Raw genomic sequence first — 16,493 nt, 5'->3', positions numbered from 1 at the left:
GCCGGTCAGTCCGGCGGGTGGTCGCCCGTCGCTCCGTCGATCAGCTCGCGCAGGATGTCCATGTGGCCCGCGTGGCGCACGGTGTCCTCCAGCATGTGGATGAGCACCCAGCGCATCGACACCCTGTTCCCCGACCACGAGGTGCCCACCGTGTCGAGGTCCAGTGCGTCGACGGCCCGGTCGGCGGCGGCGCGCGCCCGGCCGTAGAACGCCACGATGTCCGCGGTGGACTCGCCGTCGGCCACCACCATGTCCTCGCCCTTGAACGGGTCGAACCACAGCGGCTCGCTCTCGCGCCCGAACGTGGTGCAGAACCATCCGTACTCGACGCTCGCCAGGTGCTTCACCAGACCGAGCAGGCTGGTCCCCGACGGGGTCATGGGGCGGCGCGCCTGCTCCTCGTCGAGACCGTCGAGCTTCCACAGCACCGCGTCGCGGTGCCGGTCAAGGGCCGCCCGCAGGCTCTGCTTCTCGCCGCCGGTGAACGGCACGCTTCTGATCGTCATGCTCCCGAACGTAACAGCGGCCTCTGACAACGCTCTTGCGGCCGGACTCGCCGGCCCGGCCGTGACTCTTTCAGTTGACGCGGCGTCACACACGGTTCAGGCGGGCGAGGACAGTGGTATGACACGTGTCACAGCCGTGATCGCCGCCGGTACTTACTGGTCGCATGTCCCGTCGCCGTCGCCGTCGCCGTCGCCGTCGCCGTCGCCCCGTCTTCGCAGCGCGCAGACCGCTCGCCCTCGCGCTCGGCGCCGCGCTCGCTGCACCGCTCGCCCTCGCCGTCCCGGCGCCGGCCGGCGCGGCGGGCGGGTACTCGGTCACCCCGCTGACGTTCACGGTGCGGGCGGGCGGCCGGACGTGTGCCGTCGACGCGGACCTCTACCGCCCCGCCGGCGTCGGTCAGGACCGTCCGGCACCCGCCGTGCTCACCACCAACGGCTTCGGCGGCAGCAAGGCCGACGGCTCCACCGATGCCGTGGCCGAAGCGTTCGCCGCCCGTGGCTACGTCGCCCTCGCCTACTCCGGCCTCGGCTTCGGAAGGTCCGGCTGCCCCATCTCCCTCAACGACCCGGAGATCGACGGCCGTGCCGAGGTGGTCGGCGAGCCCAGGGCGACGCTCAGGGTCGTCTCCCCGCGGACCGAGCGCGTACAGGACTCCGGCGACGCCGCCGACAAGCTGGTGCTCTTCGCCAAGCTGTACGACGTGGCTCCCGACGGCGGGAAGACGCTGGTGCGGCGGCTGGTCGCGCCGGTCCGGGTGCCCGACGTGCGCCGCCCCTTCACCCTCTCGCTGCCCGGCATCGTGCACCGGTACGAGAAGGGGCACCGGCTGGAGTTCGTCGTCGCGGCGAGCGACGACGCGTACTACGGCAACCGCGGCGTCAAGCCGGTGGCCGTCACCAGTGCCCCCGAGGACACCGGCGTCCTGGAGCTGCCCGTGGTCAGGGGGGCGCTCGGCTGAGCCCGCACGGGCGCGCCGGGCGGCGCGCCGCTTCCTCCGGCGCCGCGGGAGCGGGCGGACGTAGCCTGGCCGCATGTCCCAGAGAGCCGTCCACCTCGCCGAGGGGCCGAGGGTGGCCCTGCGCCATTTCAGCCCGGCCGACGCCGAGGAGTTCACCGCGCGGGCGCGCGAGAGCAAGAGCCTGCATCACCCGTGGCTCTTCCCGCCGGACCAGCCCGCCGCGTACGCCGCCTACGCGGGGCCGCTCGTCGACAACCCGCACCGGGTGGGCTACCTGGTGTGCGAGCGCCCCCACGGCGCCATCGCGGGTTTCATCAACATCAACAACATCGTCGGCGGCGGCTTCCTGTGCGGCGCGCTGGGTTACGGCGCGTTCGCCCACGCGGCGGGCCGGGGACTGATGAGCGAGGGCCTCGGCCTGGTCGTCGACCGGGCCTTCGGCCCGCTGGGCCTGCACCGGCTGGAGGCCAACATCCAGCCCGGCAACGCGGCGTCCCTCGCGCTCGTCCGCAGGGCCGGATTCCGCCTGGAGGGTTTCTCGCCCGATTTCATATACGTCGACGGCGCCTGGCGCGACCACGAGCGGTGGGCGGTCACCGCGGAGATGCGCGGCTGACAACGGCCGTGCGGCGGCCCTCGCCCTGACCCGGGACCCCCTGGTCAGGGAGGCACCCGACGTGTTCGGATGGTGGCCGGGGCGCCGGTGGACGGCGGCCCGTGTGAGGGAGTGAGGCTGCCTTGGCCACGACCGTGCGACGTGCCGTACTGACCCTGCCCGCCGCCCCCTTGGGGCCGGAGAACCCGCTGCCCGGACTCCGCCCGCTCGACGAGCAGCACGTCGTCGACGAGCGCTCGCGCGCGGCGCTCCCGCGCGACATGGCCCGCCAGGTGGGACACGAGCCGCTGCGCACCCTGCTGCCGGTGCGCGTACGGGACGGGTACGGACGCGAACGTACCCCGACGGATTTCGACACGATCGTCATCGAGAACGACCGGCTGCGGGCGACCGTGCTGCCGGGGCTCGGCGGCCGGGTGCACTCCCTGTTCCACAAGCCGACCGGTCGCGAACTGCTCTACCGCAACCCGGTGTTCCAGCCCGCCGACTTCGCCCTCAACGGCGCCTGGTTCTCCGGCGGACTGGAATGGAACATCGGCTCCACCGGGCACACGACGCTGTCCTGCGCCCCGCTGCACGCCGCGGTCGTCCCCGCCCCCGACGGCGGCGAGATGGTCCGGCTCTGGGAGTGGGAGCGGCTGCGCGACCTGCCGTTCCAGGTGGACCTGTGGCTGCCGGCCGACTCCGACTTCCTGTACGTCGGCGTACGGATACGCAACCCGCACGAGCGGACCGTCCCCACGTACTGGTGGTCGAACATCGCGGTCCCGGAGGACGAGGGGACCCGGGTGCTCGCCCCGGCGGAGGAGGCGTGGCACTTCGGGTACGAGCGCCGTCTGCGGCGGGTGCCCGTACCGCAGTACGACGGCGTCGACCGCACGTACCCGCTGCGCGGCGAGTACCCCGCCGACTACTTCTACGAGGTGCCCGAAGAGGCCCGCAAGTGGATCGCCTCGCTCGACGCCGGCGGGCGGGGCCTCGTGCAGACCTCCACCGACGGACTGCGCGGGCGCAAGCTGTTCCTGTGGGGCGCGGGGCGGGGCGGACGGCGCTGGCAGCAGTGGCTGACCGAGCCCGGCACCCCCGGCTACGCCGAGATCCAGGCCGGTCTCGCCCGTACGCAGCTGGAGCACGTGCCGCTGGAGGCGGGTGCCGAGTTCAGCTGGCTGGAGGCGTACGGCCCGCTGGCCGCCGACCCGGGAGCCGTGCACGGCCAGGACTGGGCGGCGGCGCGCGCGGAGGCCGGCGCCCGGCTGGAGGACGCGCTGCCCCGGGCGCGGGTGGACGCGGCGTACGAGGCGTGGTTGCCGTACGCCGATCACGAGCCGGGCCGCTCGCTCGCCACCGGCTCCGGCTGGGGCGCGCTGGAGGTGCTGCGCGCCGGGTTCAAGCTCCCGGGCACGCCCTTCGGTGAGGCGACGCTCGGGCAGCAGCAGGAGCCCTGGCGGGAGTTGCTGCGCAGCGGCACGTTCCCGGCGCCGGACGGGGCGGCGGCGACGCCCGGTCCCTCCCTGGTCGCGCAGCACTGGCGGGACATGCTGGAGACGGCGCCGGCCGACCCGCTGACCGAGTACCACCTGGGCGTCGCCCAGTGGCACGCGGGCGATGTGGCGCAGGCAGTGCGCAGCTGGGAGCGCGGCCTCCAAGTGGCCGGCTCACGCTGGCCGTTGCTGCGCTGCCTCGCGGTCGCGGACCTGGACGCGGGCAACCCGGGGCGGGCGGCCGACCACTACGCCGAGGCGTTCGGGGACCTGTGCCGGGAGCGGGGCGACGGCGAGGCGTGGACGGCGGCGACCGTCGCGCTGGGGCGCGAGGCCATCGCCGCCCTGCTCGCGGCAGGGCGTACGGACGCGGCCCGCGCGGTCTGGGACGAACTGCCCGCCGCCCTGCGCGCCGGGGGCCGCTTCCGGCTCGTCGAGGCGCAGCTCCTCGTCGCCGAGGGCGACAGGGCGGGCGCCCGCGCCCTCTTCGACGCCGGGTTCGAGGTGCCGGACCTGCGCGAGGGCGACGAGGTGCTGGGCGAAGTGTGGGCGCAGACCGGCGACGAGCCGCTGCCCGACGCGTACGAGTACCGGATGCGCCCGCCGGCGCGGTAGGGCGGGCTAGGCGATCGCGCGCCGGTCGACGTACTCGAAGACCGAGCCGTCCGGGTGCGCGGCGATCAGGTTGCGGCCGACGGGGGTGGGGACCGGGCCCGCGATGATGCGGGCGCCGGCCCCGGCCAGGGCGGCGCCCGCCTCCTCCACGTCGTTGACGGCGATGGTCGCCGACACCTTGCGCAGGACTTCGAGTTCGGACTCGGGGCCGCTCATCAGCAGGAAGCAGCCGATCGCCGCGACGGAGACCCCGCCGCGCTCGAAGCGCAGCGCGCGGCTTCCGGTGAGGCGTTCGTAGAAGGCCACCGTGGCCTCCAGGTCGTCGACGCAGATGCGCAGCGTGGTTCCGAGGATCTCCATGGGGGCCAGCGTAGTTGCTCCCGTGCCTGCAGGGCGGGGGTATGCCCGGGGCCCCGCGCGGGTCCGGCGCGGCCGGGGGAGAGGGTGGTGCGGCGGGATCACGCCCGGCACAGGATCTCCCCGTGCGGCACCATGAACCACGCGTCCTCCTGGGCGCCCCACTCCCGCCACGCCTCCGCGATCGCCGTCAGGTCCTCCCGCGTCGCGTGGCCGCCGCCCACCGCCAGTTCGGCGTACCCGGAGCCCGTCGTGCGGTCCGCCCACAGGCCGCTCCACCACGCGCGCTCCCCGGGCGTCGCGAAACACCACGCGGCCGCCGAAGGCCGTACGTCGGTGAAGCCGGCCCGGCGCGCCCAGGACAGGAGCCTGCGGCCCGCGTCCGGTTCGCCGCCGTTCGCGCGGGCGACCCGGCCGTACAGCCGCTGCCAGTCGTCCATCGGCGCCGCCGCGGGGTACCACGTCATTGCGGCGTAGTCGCTGTCGCGCGCGGCGACGACGCCGCCGGGGCGGCACACGCGGCGCATCTCGCGCAGTGCCCGCACCGGGTCGCCGACGTGCTGGAGCACCTGGTGGGCGTGGACGACGTCGAAGGAGTCGTCGGGGAAGTCCAGCGCGTGGACGTCCGCCACCGCGAACCGCACGGTGTCCAGGCCGCGTTCCGCCACCGCCTCGCGCGCCTGCTCCAGTACGTCCGGCGATGCGTCGACCGCCGTCACCCGGCCCGGTGCGACCAGTGCCGCCAGGTCCGCCGTGATGGTTCCGGGGCCGCAGCCCACGTCCAGGACGTCCAGCCCCGGCCGCAGTTCGGCCAGGAGGTACGCCGCCGAGTTGGCGGCCGTGCGCCAGCGGTGCGAGCGCAGCACCGACTCGTGGTGGCCGTGGGTGTAGACGGCGGTCTCCCCGGGCGTGTGCGTTCCGGCCGTGTGGGTCTCGGGCGTCAGGGGATCGGTGGGCGTCTCGGGCGTGGGCGTCTCGGACATGGGCGTACCCCTTCTCCGTGCGGCGTCCGGTGCGGATGCGGTACGCCGTACGGTACGCCGCCATGCCGGAATGTGAGACGTAGATCTTGAGATGCGAGACGCGCGTACCGGGCGCCGGGCGGACCGGCCTCGGGGGCGCCGGTCACAACCGTGCAGGCTCAGACGTGCACGGGTGGGGGGGTGGGGGGGCGGGCCGGGGCGCGTCATGTCCCCAGGACCTGCGGCAGCACCTTCGTGCGGTAGAAGTCGAAGAACCCGCGCTGGTCGGGACCGATCTGGTTCACGTACGCCCGGTCGAAACCCGCGTCGGCGTAGGCCAGCAGCCCGCGCACGTGCGCGTCGACGTCGTCGCCGCAGACCACGTTCGCGGCGACCATGTCCTCGGTGACCAGGGACGACGCCTGTTCGAAGTGGCGCGGCGAAGGCAGCACCTGGCCCAGCTCGCCCGGGAGTTGATCGCTGGGCCACAGCCGGTGCGCCGTCCGGACGGCCTCGTCGCGGTCCGGGCCGTAACAGACCTTCGTCCCGCCGCTCACCGGCTTGCCGCCCCCGCCGCCGTCCCGGAAGCGCTTCACCGCCTGCTCGTCGGGCGCCATGGTGATCAGGCCGTCGCCGACGCGAGACGCGAGGGACATGGCCTTGGGGCCGAACGCCGAGACGTCGATGGGCACGGGCTCCTCCGGCACGGTGTAGAGCCGGGCGTTCTCCACCGTGTAGTGCTTGCCCTCGTGGCTGACCTCGTTGCCGTCGAAGAGGTTGCGGATCAGCAGCACGGCCTCTTCCAGCATCTCCAGCCGCACCCGCGCGCTGGGCCACGCGCCGCCCAGGATGTGCTCGTTGAGCGCCTCGCCGCTGCCGACGCCGAGCCGGAACCGGCCCTCGCCGAGCTGTACGGCCGCCGTGGCCGCCGCCTGCGCCACCACGGCCGGGTGCATCCGTACGGTCGGACAGGTGACCGCCGTCTGCACGGGCAGCGAGACCGCCTCGGACAGCGCGCCGATCACCGACCAGACGAAGGGGCTCTGACCCTGCGCCTCGTTCCACGGGTGGTAGTGGTCGGAGATCCACAACGCCTGGAAGCCGGCCTGCTCGGCCATCCGCGCCTGCTCCACGAGTTCGGCGGGCCGGAACTCCTCGGTCGACAGGAAGTATCCGTACTCGGTCATGGGGGGTGCCTCCCGGGCGAGCGATTCCTGAACGGCGGGTAACCACCGCGTAGGCCGGGAAACCCGCACCGCCCGGTGTTTGGCCCCGGGGGACGGGGGCACCGGGAAGGTCCACCGCACCCGCCCCGTCCACGAGGTGAACGCAGTGACCCGAAACCGTCCCCGCGTCGTCATCGTCGGAGCGGGCTTCGCCGGCCACCAGGCCGCGAAGTCCCTTTCCCGGCAGCTCAGGGACAACGCCGAGATCGTGCTGCTCAACCCCACCGACTACTTCCTCTATCTCCCCCTGCTGCCGCAGGTCGCCGCCGGCATCCTCGAACCGCGCCGGGTGACGGTCTCGCTGCCCGGGACGCTGCCCCGCGTGCGGCTGGTGCTCGGTGAGGCGGACCACGTCGACCTCGCGGCCCGGCGCGTGCACTACACCGGCCCCGAGGACGACAAGGGCGAGCTGGAGTACGACCGGCTCGTGCTGGCCGTCGGCAGTGTCAACAAGCTCCTGCCGGTCCCCGGCGTCGCCGAACACGCCCACGGCTTCCGCGGCCTGCCGGAGGCGCTCTACCTGCGCGACCACGTGACCCGCCAGATCGAACTGGCCGCTGCCGCCGGCGACCCGGACGAGTGCGCCGCGCGCTGCACCTTCGTCGTCGTCGGCGCCGGCTACACCGGCACCGAGGTCGCCGCCCAGGGTCAGATGTTCACCGACGCCCTCGTCCGCAAGCAGCGCCCCTGGCGGCACGCCGCGCACAAACCGCGCTGGCTGCTCCTGGACATCGCGCCGCGCGTCCTGCCCGAACTCGACCGCCGCCTGTCGGACACGGCCGACAAGGTGCTGCGCGGACGCGGGGTCGACGTACGGACGGGGACCTCCGTGAAGGAGGCCACCCGTGACGGAGTCCTGCTGGACGACGGGGAGTTCGTCCACACGAGGACGCTGGTCTGGTGCGTCGGCGTACGCCCCGACCCCCTGGTCTCCGAGGTGGGCCTGCCCGTCGAACGCGGACGCCTGCTCGTCGAGCCGACCCTCAACGTGCCGGGCCACCCGGAGGTCTTCGCCTGCGGCGACGCCGCGGCCGTGCCCGATCTGACCCGGCCGGGGGAGTTCACCCCGATGACCGCGCAGCACGCGGCCCGGCAGGGGAAGACGGCCGGCCGCAACGTCGCCGCCTCCCTCGGGTACGGGGAGGCGCGGCCCTACAAGCACAACGACCTCGGATTCGCCGTCGACCTCGGCGGCGTCAAGGCCGCCGCCAACCCGCTCGGCGTGCCCCTGTCCGGCCCGGTCGCGGGCGCCGTCACGCGCGGCTACCACCTCGCCGCCATGCCGGGGAACCGGGTGCGGGTCGCCGCCGACTGGATGCTCGACGCCGTACTGCCGCGCCAGGCCGTGCAGCTGGGGCTCGTCCGGTCCTGGTCGGTGCCGCTCGACACGGCGTCACCGGAACTGGCCAGGGTCCCCGCCGGGCCGGGCCGTCCGGAGCAGAGTGAACCCGACGGGTGACCACGGGAGCGACCACAGGGAGTGACATGGACAGCGAACAGTTCAGCCGGCTCGGACAGCAGCTCAGGGTGGACGCGGTACGGGCCGCCGACGCCGCGCAGTCGGGCCATCCGACGTCGTCGATGTCGGCGGCGGACCTCGCGGCCGTACTCCTCGGCGGCCATCTGCGCTACGACTTCGACCGGCCCGACCATCCGGGCAACGACCGGCTGATCCTCTCCAAGGGCCACGCCTCGCCGCTGCTGTACGCGATGTACCGGGCGGTCGGTGTCGTCGACGACGAGGAGTTGCTGACCTACCGGCGGCGCGGCAGCCGCCTCGAAGGGCACCCCACGCCCAGGCTCCCGTGGGTGGACGTGGCGACCGGCTCGCTCGGGCAGGGGTTGCCGGTCGGCGTCGGAGTGGCGCTGGCGGGCAAGCGGCTGGACCGTGCTCCGTACCGCGTGTGGGTGCTCAGCGGCGACAGCGAGATGGCGGAGGGGTCGGTGTGGGAGGCCGTCGAGCACGCGGCCCACGAGCACCTCGACAACCTCACCCTGGTCATCGACGTCAACCGGCTCGGCCAGCGCGGACCCACCCGCCACGAGTGGGACCTGGGGGCCTACAGCCGCCGGCTGCACGCGTTCGGCTGGCACACCGTCGAGGTGGACGGCCACGACGTCGAGGCGGTCGACGCCGCCTTCGACGAGGCGCGCTCGACCACGGGCCGGCCCACCGCCGTGATCGCCCGTACCCGCAAGGGGCGCGGCGTCGCAGCCGTGGAGGACAAGGAAGGCATGCACGGCAAGCCCCTGAAGGACGCCGGGAACGCGATCGAGGAGCTCGGCGGGCCCCACTTCGTCCAGGTGGAGGTACGCAAGCCGGCCGCCGCGTCGGTCTCCGCGCTGCTCGGCGCGCGCAAGGGCGAACCGGAGCTCCCGCGCTACGAGAAGGGCGACGAGGTCGCCACGCGCAATGCCTACGGCGAGGCGCTCGCCGCGCTCGGAACCGCACGCGGCGACGTCGTGGCCCTCGACGGCGAGGTGAGCGACTCCACCCGGTCGCAGTTCTTCGCCAAGGAGCATCCCGACCGGTTCTTCGAGTGCTACATCGCGGAGCAGCAACTGGTCGCGGCCGCCGTCGGGATGCAGACACGGGGTTACGTCCCGTACGCCTCGTCCTTCGCGGCGTTCCTGAGCCGCGCGCACGACTTCGTCCGCATGGCGGCGGTCAGCAGGGCAGGCATCAACCTCGTCGGTTCGCACGCCGGGGTCGCCATCGGCGAGGACGGACCCTCGCAGATGGGGCTCGAAGACCTCGCGCTCTTCCGCGCCGTCCACGGCAGCACCGTCCTGTACCCGTGCGACGCCAACCAGACCGCCCGGCTCGTCGCCGCGATGGCGGAGGGCGACGCGCACAGCCGCGGCGTGCGCTACCTGCGCACCAGCCGGGGCGCGATGCCCGTCATCTACGGGCCTGACGAGGAGTTCCCCGTCGGCGGCAGCAAGCTGCTGCGCTCCGGCGACGACGACAAACTGACGCTGATCGCGGCCGGGGTGACGGTCCACGAGGCCCTGCGCGCCGCGGACCTGCTCGCGGCGGACGGGCTGCCGGTCCGGGTCGTCGACCTGTACTCGGTCAAGCCTGTCGACGAGGCGGCCGTGCAGGAGGCGGCGGAGCGCACCGGTTGCCTGGTGACGGTCGAGGACCACCACCCCGAGGGCGGCCTGGGCGACGCGGTCGCCGAGGTGTTCTCCGACGGCCGCCCGGCGCCGCGGCTGGTCCGCCTGGCGGTGGGGAACATGCCCGGTTCGGCCACCGAACAGGAGCAGCTGAGCGCCGCCGGAATCGACGCCGACTCGATCGCGGCCGCCGTGAAGCTCCTTGCGGAGAAGGTGGTCGTACGGTGAGAGCGCGGCGGGGGGTGGGTGGCGGGATGCCCTGAACATCCCGCCACCCTCCCCGCGCCGTGCGGGCCCGCTTCCGTACGGGCGCCGCCGCGCCCCGCAGCAGGCCGGAACGAGCCCAGGAGAGGGACGATGAGCGACACCACGACCGTCAGGGCCGGGCACCGCACGGTGACCGTCCACCGCCCCGGGAAGGTGCTCTTCCCCGACAGCGGTCTCACCAAGGGCGACCTCGCCGACTACTACCGGCGGGTGGCGGCGTTCATGGTGCCCCAGCTCCGCGACCGGCCCCTGATGCTGGACCGCCGGCCCGACGGCACGGACGGCCCGCGCTTCATGCAGAAGGACACGCCCGGGCACTACCCCGACTGGGTGCGCCGGGTCCGCGTCGCCAAGGAGGGCGGCACCGTCACGCACACCGTGTGCGACAACAGCGCCACCCTCGTCTTCCTGGCGGACCAGGCGTGCCTGGCCTTCCACCGCTGGCTCTCCCGGTCGGACCGCGTGGACCGGCCCGACCGGCTGGTCTTCGACCTGGACCCGCCGGGGGACGACTTCCCCGCCGTGCGGGAGGCGGCGTACCGGCTCGGTGAGCTCCTCGACCAGCTGCGGCTGCCGTCCACGCTCATGACCACCGGCTCCAAGGGCCTGCACGTGATCGTGCCCCTCGACGGGAACACCCCGTTCGACGACTCCCGCGCTTTCGCCCGGGACGTCGCCGAGACGCTGGCCGAGCGGCGTCCCGACGAGCTGACGACGGCCGTGCGCAAGGCGGCCCGCGGCGGCCGGCTCTTCCTGGACGTCGGGCGCAACGCGTACGCCCAGACGGCCGTCGCGCCCTGGTCGGTCCGCGCCGCCGAAGGCGCGCCGGTCGCCGCGCCGGTGTCCTGGGAGCAGCTCGACGACAAGGAACTCACCGCCCGCAGCTGGTCGTTGACCGACGTCGACGGCGTACTGGAGCAGGCCCGCTCGAACCCCTGGTCGGGCGTCACGGCCAGGGGCCGCGCGCTGGGCCCGGCGCGCGGGCGTCTGCGCGCCCTGCGCTGACCGGGCCCGGCGTTCAGGCGGTCCGGCCGGCCGGACCGGGTTCCGTCACCGCGCTGAGCGGCGCGGCGATCGACTCCAGGCTCCTGCGCTCGCTGCGCACGCCCAGCACCGACTCGACCAGCCCGGCGGCGACCATCAGCGCCGCGCCGACGCAGAACGCCAGCGTCGTGTCGGCGCGCTCCCCGCTGCTCACCAGGCCGTTGAAGAGCAGGGGCCCGGTGATGCCGCCGAGGGCGGTGCCGACGGCGTAGAAGAACGAGATGCACATCGCGCGCGTCTCCAGCGGAAAGACCTCACTGACCGTCAGCTAGGCCGAACTCGCGCCCGCCGAGGCGAAGAACAGCACCGCGCACCAGCAGGCGGTGAGCGTCACGGCCGACAGCGCGCCCTGCTGGAAGAGGTACGCCGTGCCGAACAGCAGCAGCCCCGACACGATGTACGTTCCGGCGATCATGGGCACGCGCCCGACGCTGTCGAAGAAGTGGCCGAGGACCAGCGGGCCGAGCAGATTGCCGACGGCTATCACCGCGAAGTAGTACGCCGTCGAGCCGACCGGCACGTCGAAGAACTCGGTCAGGATGACGGCGTAGCCGAAGGTGACCGAGTTGTAGAGGAACGCCTGCCCGATGAAGAGCGACAGGCCGAGCGCGGTGCGCCCCCGGTACTGGGCGAAGACCGTGCGCACGATGGTGCCGAAGCCGATGGACGCCCGCTGCCGGATGGCGATCTCCTCGTCCGGCACGGCGAGCCGCTTGCCGGTCTCCTCGGCCATTCGCCGCTCCACATCGTCGACGATCCGGTCCGCCTCTTCCACCCGGCCGCGGATGAACAGCCAGCGCGGGCTCTCCGGCACGTGGCGGCGGACGAGCAGGATGCCGAGCCCCAGCACCACACCCGTCGCGAACGCCAGCCGCCAGCCGAGGTCCTTGGCGAACAGGTCCGTGTCGAGCAGGGCGACGGAGGCGAGCGCGCCGAGCGCCGCGCCGGCCCAGAACGTGCCGTTGATGATGAGGTCGATGCGGCCGCGCAGTCGGCCCGGGATCAGCTCGTCGATGGCCGAGTTGATCGCCGCGTACTCACCGCCGATGCCGAAACCGGTGAAGAAGCGGCAGACGAAGAAGTACCACGCGGTCTCGGAGAACGCCGTCGCGGCCGTCGCGGCGAGGTACACGGCCAGCGTGATCACGAACAGTTTCCTGCGGCCGTAGATGTCGGTGAGCCGGCCGAAGAAGAGCGCGCCCACGCATGCCCCGGCGACATAGAGGGCAGCTGCCCAAGTGGTCACCTGAACGGTGGTGATGTCGATGCCGCTGCCTTCCTCGGCGAGGCGGCCCACGATGTTGCCGACGATGGTCACTTCGAGACCGTCGAGGACCCATACCGTGCCGAGGCCGATGACGATGCGCCAGTGCCACGGTGACCACGGGAGGCGGTCGAGGCTCGCCGGAATGCGGGTGCGAATCACCCCGGTGTCCGTTGATGTCACCACACGCGGGTACCCGGACAGAATCGAACAACGCTCAGGCGCCGGGGAGTTTGGACCCGGCGCCACGGGAAACCCGAAGACGGAGGCTGCAATGGCAAATACATCCGGTACAGCCGGAAAGTCTGATACGTCCGATGCATCCGACAATGAACCGAAGAACGACGAGAGTTCGCAGAGCAGGACACAGAAGAAGACGGAAGCCCTGCCGGGCCCGATGGAGGTGCTGCGCGAAGCGCGGGCACAACTGGCGGAACTCATCGGCATGGAGGCGGAGTCGGTCTCTTCCTTCGAACGTACGGAGGACGACGGCTGGGTGTTGTGCGTCGAGGTTCTCGAACTGGCCCGCGTCCCCGACACCATGAGCCTCCTGGCGTCGTACGAAGTCACGCTCGACGCCCATGGAGCGCTCACCGGCTACCGGCGCGTCCGCCGCTACGAGCGCGGCAGGGCGGACCGTTCATAGACACCCACACTAAGGAGGGCCGGTCAGCATGACAGTAGTCCCGGCACAGCAAGGCGGAGGCGGCGGCGGTACCAGCGGCCTCTACGACGTCCTGGAGCTCGTCCTCGACCGGGGGCTCGTGATCGACGCGTTCGTACGCGTCTCCCTGGTCGGCATCGAAATCCTCAAGATCGACATCCGTGTCGTCGTGGCGAGCGTCGACACGTACCTGCGCTTCGCCGAAGCCTGTAACCGCCTCGACCTCGAAACCGGCGCCAACAAGAGCCCCGGCCTCCCCGAGATCGTCGGCGAGGTCACCGAGTCCGGCGCCAGGGGCAAGTCCAAGGGCGCGCTGTCCGGCGCCGCCGAAACCATCTCGGGCGCGTTCCAGCAGGCCCGCGGCGGTGACGAGGAGAAGGCCGAGTCGCGGTCGAGCAGCCGCCGCAGCAGCACGTCCCGCCGGAAGGAGGAGCAGGAGTGAGTACGTACGTCTACGGCATCGCACGCGGTGACCACCCCGAACTGCCCGAGCCGACGAACGGGGTCGGCGACCCGCCGATGCCCGTACGGGCCCTGCGGACAGGTGAGCTGACCGCCCTGGTCAGCGACGCGCCCGAGGACCTCAGGCCCAAGCGCCGCGACCTGCTCGCGCACCAGACGGTGCTGGCCGAGGCGGGCGCCGTGGGATCGGTGCTTCCGATGCGCTTCGGCAGCCTGTCGACCGACGACGAGTCGGTGCGCAGCGTGCTCGCCGAGCGGGAGAAGCACTACCTGGAGCGGCTCGACGCGCTCGACAACAAGGTCGAGTACAACGTCAAGGCATCGCACGACGAGGAGGCCGTCCTGCACCAGGTGCTGGCCGACGATGCCGAACTGCGCGCCCTCAACGAGGCCAACCGGGCGGCGGGCGGCGGCTCGTACGAGCAGAAGCTGCGGCTCGGCGAGCGCGTCGTGGCGGCGGTGCAGCAGCGCGAGAAGCGCGACGGCGAGCTGGTACGGCAAGCCCTGGAAGGGGCGGCGGGAGACGTCAGCCCCGGCCCGGACAGCAGCGGCTGGCTGGCGAACGTCTCGTTCCTCGTCGACCGCGACCGCACGGCGGACTTCGTGGAGGCGGTGGACGCCCTGCGCAAGGAGCACCCCCACCTCGTCCTCCAGGTGAACGGCCCGCTGCCCCCCTACAGCTTCGTGGAGTGACGGCCGATGGGCCTCCTGGGAGAGCTGCTCCTCCTGCCCCTGGCCCCTGTCCGCGGCACCTCCTGGGTGCTGCGGCAGGTGGTCACGGAGGCGGAGCGGCAGTACTACGATCCGTCGGCCATCCAGCGTGAACTCTCGGCCCTGGAGCGCCGGCTCGAGGCCGGAGAGATAGACGAGGCCGAATTCGACCGCCGCGAGGACGAACTCCTCGACCGGCTGGAGCAGAGGAACCCGGCACCATGAAATACCGTGAAAGCGCGGACTGCGGAAGCCGGGGCCGCCGATGACGACCCCCAACAGACTTCCCGACCCGTACGGCTCCGACGGCGGCGGCGCGAATCTCGCCGACATCCTGGAGCGCGTACTGGACAAAGGGGTCGTCATCGCGGGAGACATCAAGATCAATCTCCTGGACATCGAACTCCTCACCATCAAGCTGCGTCTGATCGTCGCCTCCGTCGACAAGGCGAAGGAAATGGGCATCGACTGGTGGGAGGACGACCCGTCCCTCTCCTCCGGCGCCCGCCGCCGTGAACTCGCGGAGGAGAACGAACGACTGCAGCGGCGCATCGCCGACCTGGAGGCGGCGCCCGCCCGGGAGGAGCGCCTGGAGGCGGCGCCCGCACGCGAAGAGCGCAAGGACGACGAGGCATGAACGAACTGCGTTACGTGTACGCGGTCACCCGGCCCTTCGACGGCGTACTCCCGGAGGGGGTGCGCGGCGTCGGCGGTGAGCCGCCCCGGCTGCTGCACCACGGCGACCTCGTCGCCGTGGTCGGCCCGGTGCCGGCCGAGGACTTCGCGGAGGCGCCGCTCAAGAAGCGCCTGGAGGACCTCGACTGGCTCACCGCCACCGCCCGCGCCCATGAGGCGGTCGTCGGCGCCATGACCGCCGTGACCTGCGCGGTGCCGCTGCGCCTGGCCACCGTGTGCCTGGACGACAGCGGCGTGCGCAGGCTCCTCGAAGCGGGCCACGACCGCTTCGTGACGACCCTGGAGCGGCTGGACGGCCGGGTCGAGTGGGGCGTCAAGGTGTACGCCGAACCCGAGCCGGAACCGGCTCCCCGGACCGGGTCCGTTGAGGGTCCCGACGCGTCCGGGGAGCGGCCCGCGACCGGCCGCGACTACCTGCGCCGGCGTCTGAGCAGCCGTCAGGCCCGCGAAGGGGTGTGGGAGCGCGCCGAAGCGCTCTCGCGCTCGCTGCACGCGGAACTCTCCGGGCGCGCGCAGGCCGCCGTCCTGCACCGCCCGCAGGACTCCCGGCTCTCGGAGGCGCGCGGGCAGAACGTCCTCAACGCGGCGTACCTGGTGCCGCGCGAGCGCGGCGAGGAGTTCGTGGCGGAGGTCGGCCGGCTGACGCCCCAGGAGCGCGGCGTACGGGTGGAACTCACCGGTCCGTGGGCCCCGTACTCCTTCGCCGGGCAGGCCGGGCAGACCGGCCGGGAAGAGGCGGGGGCGGGCCGATGACGGCGCAGCCCACCGACGCCGGCCCCCTCGCGCAGCGCCAGCTCGCCCTCGTCGACCTCCTGGACCGGCTGCTGGCCGGCGGAGTCGTGATCACGGGCGACCTGACCCTGCGCATCGCGGACGTCGACCTCGTACGCGTCGACCTCAACGCCCTCATCAGCTCCGTCAACGTCAACGTGCCGTCCCCGTTCGAGGAGGAGGAGTCCCTGTGACCGCCGAGACCACCGAAGGGCGCCGCCGTGTCGAGCTGGACGCCGACACCGTCGAACGGGACCTCGTCAAACTCGTCCTGACGGTCGTGGAGCTGCTCCGGCAGCTGATGGAGCGTCAGGCGCTGCGGCGGGTCGAGACCGGCGACCTGACCGAGGACCAGGAGGAGCGGATCGGCATGACGCTGATGCTCCTGGAGGACCGCATGGACGTCCTGCGCACCCGCTTCGGGCTCGAACCCGAGGACCTCAACATCGACCTCGGGCCCCTGGGGCCGCTGCTGCCCAAGGGCGAACGGTAAAGGCAGGAAAGAGAAATGGGGCGGCGGCCCGAAGGCCGCCGCCCCGCTCATCTCGTTTTACCTACCATCGGTACCAACGCGACCTGCCTCCAGAGGGTGACGTGCTGCGCAGCAGGAAACCGAGAAGCCAGATGACCAATACCGCGATCGCGATGTACCAGAGCACCTTAATCGCGAAGCCGGCACCGAAGAGAATCAGTGCCAGAAGAAGAACCAGAAGAATAGGAACCATGGTGTGTACCTCCTGATCTCCGAGTGCCCTCGAAATCTCCTCGTACA

18 protein-coding genes and 3 pseudogenes are annotated in these 16,493 nt (G+C 72.5%); 15 read left to right on the top strand and 6 right to left on the bottom strand.

The features are described from left to right. Window positions 1-5: 5 nt before the first annotated feature. Window positions 6-506 (bottom strand): DinB family protein, encoded by a 501-nt coding sequence (locus AC07FK_RS19195; RefSeq protein WP_479106083.1) that lies wholly within the window; start codon window positions 504-506, stop codon window positions 6-8. A gap of 164 nt (window positions 507-670) precedes the next feature. On the opposite strand from AC07FK_RS19195, the pseudogene AC07FK_RS19190 reads away from it, so the two are divergent. From AC07FK_RS19190 to AC07FK_RS19175, 4 genes and pseudogenes are all read left to right on the top strand, one after another. Next, window positions 671-1,087 (top strand): annotated as a pseudogene (locus AC07FK_RS19190) (CocE/NonD family hydrolase); the annotation flags it as partial. Window positions 1,088-1,090: 3 nt separating this feature from the next. Next, a pseudogene (locus tag AC07FK_RS19185) lies at window positions 1,091-1,465 on the top strand (CocE/NonD family hydrolase C-terminal non-catalytic domain-containing protein); the annotation flags it as partial. A 73-nt stretch (window positions 1,466-1,538) separates the two neighbouring features. Next, window positions 1,539-2,081, top strand: coding sequence for a GNAT family N-acetyltransferase (locus AC07FK_RS19180; RefSeq protein WP_479106082.1), 543 nt, complete (start codon window positions 1,539-1,541; stop codon window positions 2,079-2,081). A 122-nt stretch (window positions 2,082-2,203) separates the two neighbouring features. After that, window positions 2,204-4,177 (top strand): DUF5107 domain-containing protein, encoded by a 1,974-nt coding sequence (locus AC07FK_RS19175; RefSeq protein WP_479106081.1) that lies wholly within the window; start codon window positions 2,204-2,206, stop codon window positions 4,175-4,177. Between the two features lie 6 nt (window positions 4,178-4,183). Here the strand turns inward: AC07FK_RS19175 and AC07FK_RS19170 are convergent, their stop codons facing one another. The 3 genes from AC07FK_RS19170 to AC07FK_RS19160 form a co-directional block, all read right to left on the bottom strand. Continuing rightward, window positions 4,184-4,537 (bottom strand): VOC family protein, encoded by a 354-nt coding sequence (locus AC07FK_RS19170; RefSeq protein ID WP_479106080.1) that lies wholly within the window; start codon window positions 4,535-4,537, stop codon window positions 4,184-4,186. Between the two features lie 98 nt (window positions 4,538-4,635). Further along, a complete protein-coding gene (locus AC07FK_RS19165; RefSeq protein WP_479106079.1) occupies window positions 4,636-5,517 on the bottom strand; it encodes a class I SAM-dependent methyltransferase in 882 nt (293 codons plus the stop codon). A gap of 203 nt (window positions 5,518-5,720) precedes the next feature. Next, entirely contained in the window at window positions 5,721-6,683 is a 963-nt protein-coding gene (locus tag AC07FK_RS19160) for a TIGR03557 family F420-dependent LLM class oxidoreductase (RefSeq protein WP_479106078.1), read from the bottom strand. Between the two features lie 145 nt (window positions 6,684-6,828). On the opposite strand from AC07FK_RS19160, the gene AC07FK_RS19155 reads away from it, so the two are divergent. The 3 genes from AC07FK_RS19155 to ligD all read left to right on the top strand — a co-directional run bounded on the left by AC07FK_RS19155 (window position 6,829) and on the right by ligD (window position 11,114). Further along, on the top strand, window positions 6,829-8,181 hold the full coding sequence (locus AC07FK_RS19155) for an NAD(P)/FAD-dependent oxidoreductase (RefSeq protein ID WP_479106077.1): 1,353 nt from the start codon (window positions 6,829-6,831) through the stop codon (window positions 8,179-8,181). Between the two features lie 26 nt (window positions 8,182-8,207). After that, window positions 8,208-10,070: a transketolase gene (locus tag AC07FK_RS19150; protein ID WP_479106076.1), complete on the top strand. Its 1,863-nt coding sequence runs from the start codon at window positions 8,208-8,210 to the stop codon at window positions 10,068-10,070. A gap of 129 nt (window positions 10,071-10,199) precedes the next feature. After that, the gene (gene ligD / locus AC07FK_RS19145) at window positions 10,200-11,114 is read left to right on the top strand and encodes a non-homologous end-joining DNA ligase (RefSeq protein ID WP_479106075.1); all 915 of its coding nucleotides are present in this window, start codon (window positions 10,200-10,202) and stop codon (window positions 11,112-11,114) included. Window positions 11,115-11,127: 13 nt separating this feature from the next. Here ligD and AC07FK_RS19140 read toward each other — a convergent pair. Next, a pseudogene (locus AC07FK_RS19140) lies at window positions 11,128-12,603 on the bottom strand (MFS transporter). An 88-nt stretch (window positions 12,604-12,691) separates the two neighbouring features. Here AC07FK_RS19140 and AC07FK_RS19135 point away from each other — a divergent pair. From AC07FK_RS19135 to AC07FK_RS19100, 8 genes are read left to right on the top strand one after another with little or no spacing between them, the layout of a single operon-like run. Then, complete coding sequence (locus tag AC07FK_RS19135; protein ID WP_479106074.1) at window positions 12,692-13,063, top strand: gas vesicle protein GvpO; 372 nt, start codon at window positions 12,692-12,694, stop codon at window positions 13,061-13,063. Window positions 13,064-13,091: 28 nt separating this feature from the next. Continuing rightward, on the top strand, window positions 13,092-13,523 hold the full coding sequence (locus AC07FK_RS19130; RefSeq protein WP_479106073.1) for a gas vesicle structural protein GvpA: 432 nt from the start codon (window positions 13,092-13,094) through the stop codon (window positions 13,521-13,523). Then, window positions 13,520-14,236: a GvpL/GvpF family gas vesicle protein gene (locus AC07FK_RS19125; RefSeq protein WP_479106072.1), complete on the top strand. Its 717-nt coding sequence runs from the start codon at window positions 13,520-13,522 to the stop codon at window positions 14,234-14,236. Before AC07FK_RS19130 ends, AC07FK_RS19125 begins: the two co-directional genes overlap by 4 nt. 6 nt (window positions 14,237-14,242) lie before the next feature. Continuing rightward, window positions 14,243-14,479, top strand: coding sequence for a gas vesicle protein GvpG (locus AC07FK_RS19120; RefSeq protein WP_479106071.1), 237 nt, complete (start codon window positions 14,243-14,245; stop codon window positions 14,477-14,479). Between the two features lie 40 nt (window positions 14,480-14,519). Further along, window positions 14,520-14,891, top strand: coding sequence for a gas vesicle protein (locus tag AC07FK_RS19115; RefSeq protein WP_479106070.1), 372 nt, complete (start codon window positions 14,520-14,522; stop codon window positions 14,889-14,891). Then, window positions 14,888-15,703 carry a GvpL/GvpF family gas vesicle protein gene (locus tag AC07FK_RS19110; RefSeq protein ID WP_479106069.1) on the top strand — a complete coding sequence of 272 codons (816 nt, stop codon included), beginning with the start codon at window positions 14,888-14,890 and terminating at the stop codon, window positions 15,701-15,703. Before AC07FK_RS19115 ends, AC07FK_RS19110 begins: the two co-directional genes overlap by 4 nt. Further along, entirely contained in the window at window positions 15,700-15,915 is a 216-nt protein-coding gene (locus tag AC07FK_RS19105; protein WP_479106068.1) for a gas vesicle protein, read from the top strand. The genes AC07FK_RS19110 and AC07FK_RS19105 overlap by 4 nt, the downstream gene beginning before the upstream one ends. Continuing rightward, entirely contained in the window at window positions 15,912-16,214 is a 303-nt protein-coding gene (locus AC07FK_RS19100) for a gas vesicle protein K (protein WP_479106067.1), read from the top strand. Before AC07FK_RS19105 ends, AC07FK_RS19100 begins: the two co-directional genes overlap by 4 nt. A gap of 61 nt (window positions 16,215-16,275) precedes the next feature. Here AC07FK_RS19100 and AC07FK_RS19095 read toward each other — a convergent pair whose 3' ends face one another. Further along, window positions 16,276-16,446, bottom strand: coding sequence for a hydrophobic protein (locus AC07FK_RS19095; protein WP_453407041.1), 171 nt, complete (start codon window positions 16,444-16,446; stop codon window positions 16,276-16,278). Window positions 16,447-16,493 lie beyond the last annotated feature (47 nt).

Source organism: Streptomyces sp. NPDC046122, from assembly GCF_056429965.1.
The sequence above is the reverse complement of the archived record's forward strand: the minus strand, read 5'-3'. Positions and strand labels throughout refer to the sequence as shown.

Bases quoted from the DNA above. Each gene is read 5' to 3' on its own strand.
- AC07FK_RS19195 (WP_479106083.1), bottom strand. From the start codon at position 506: ATGACGATCAGAAGCGTGCCGTTCACCGGCGGCGAGAAGCAGAGCCTG.
- AC07FK_RS19180 (WP_479106082.1), top strand. From the start codon at position 1,539: ATGTCCCAGAGAGCCGTCCACCTCGCCGAGGGGCCGAGGGTGGCCCTG.
- AC07FK_RS19170 (WP_479106080.1), bottom strand. From the start codon at position 4,537: ATGGAGATCCTCGGAACCACGCTGCGCATCTGCGTCGACGACCTGGAG.
- AC07FK_RS19165 (WP_479106079.1), bottom strand. From the start codon at position 5,517: ATGTCCGAGACGCCCACGCCCGAGACGCCCACCGATCCCCTGACGCCC.
- AC07FK_RS19160 (WP_479106078.1), bottom strand. From the start codon at position 6,683: ATGACCGAGTACGGATACTTCCTGTCGACCGAGGAGTTCCGGCCCGCC.
- AC07FK_RS19150 (WP_479106076.1), top strand. From the start codon at position 8,208: ATGGACAGCGAACAGTTCAGCCGGCTCGGACAGCAGCTCAGGGTGGAC.
- ligD (WP_479106075.1), top strand. From the start codon at position 10,200: ATGAGCGACACCACGACCGTCAGGGCCGGGCACCGCACGGTGACCGTC.
- AC07FK_RS19135 (WP_479106074.1), top strand. From the start codon at position 12,692: ATGGCAAATACATCCGGTACAGCCGGAAAGTCTGATACGTCCGATGCA.
- AC07FK_RS19130 (WP_479106073.1), top strand. From the start codon at position 13,092: ATGACAGTAGTCCCGGCACAGCAAGGCGGAGGCGGCGGCGGTACCAGC.
- AC07FK_RS19120 (WP_479106071.1), top strand. From the start codon at position 14,243: ATGGGCCTCCTGGGAGAGCTGCTCCTCCTGCCCCTGGCCCCTGTCCGC.
- AC07FK_RS19115 (WP_479106070.1), top strand. From the start codon at position 14,520: ATGACGACCCCCAACAGACTTCCCGACCCGTACGGCTCCGACGGCGGC.
- AC07FK_RS19110 (WP_479106069.1), top strand. From the start codon at position 14,888: ATGAACGAACTGCGTTACGTGTACGCGGTCACCCGGCCCTTCGACGGC.
- AC07FK_RS19105 (WP_479106068.1), top strand. From the start codon at position 15,700: ATGACGGCGCAGCCCACCGACGCCGGCCCCCTCGCGCAGCGCCAGCTC.
- AC07FK_RS19095 (WP_453407041.1), bottom strand. From the start codon at position 16,446: ATGGTTCCTATTCTTCTGGTTCTTCTTCTGGCACTGATTCTCTTCGGT.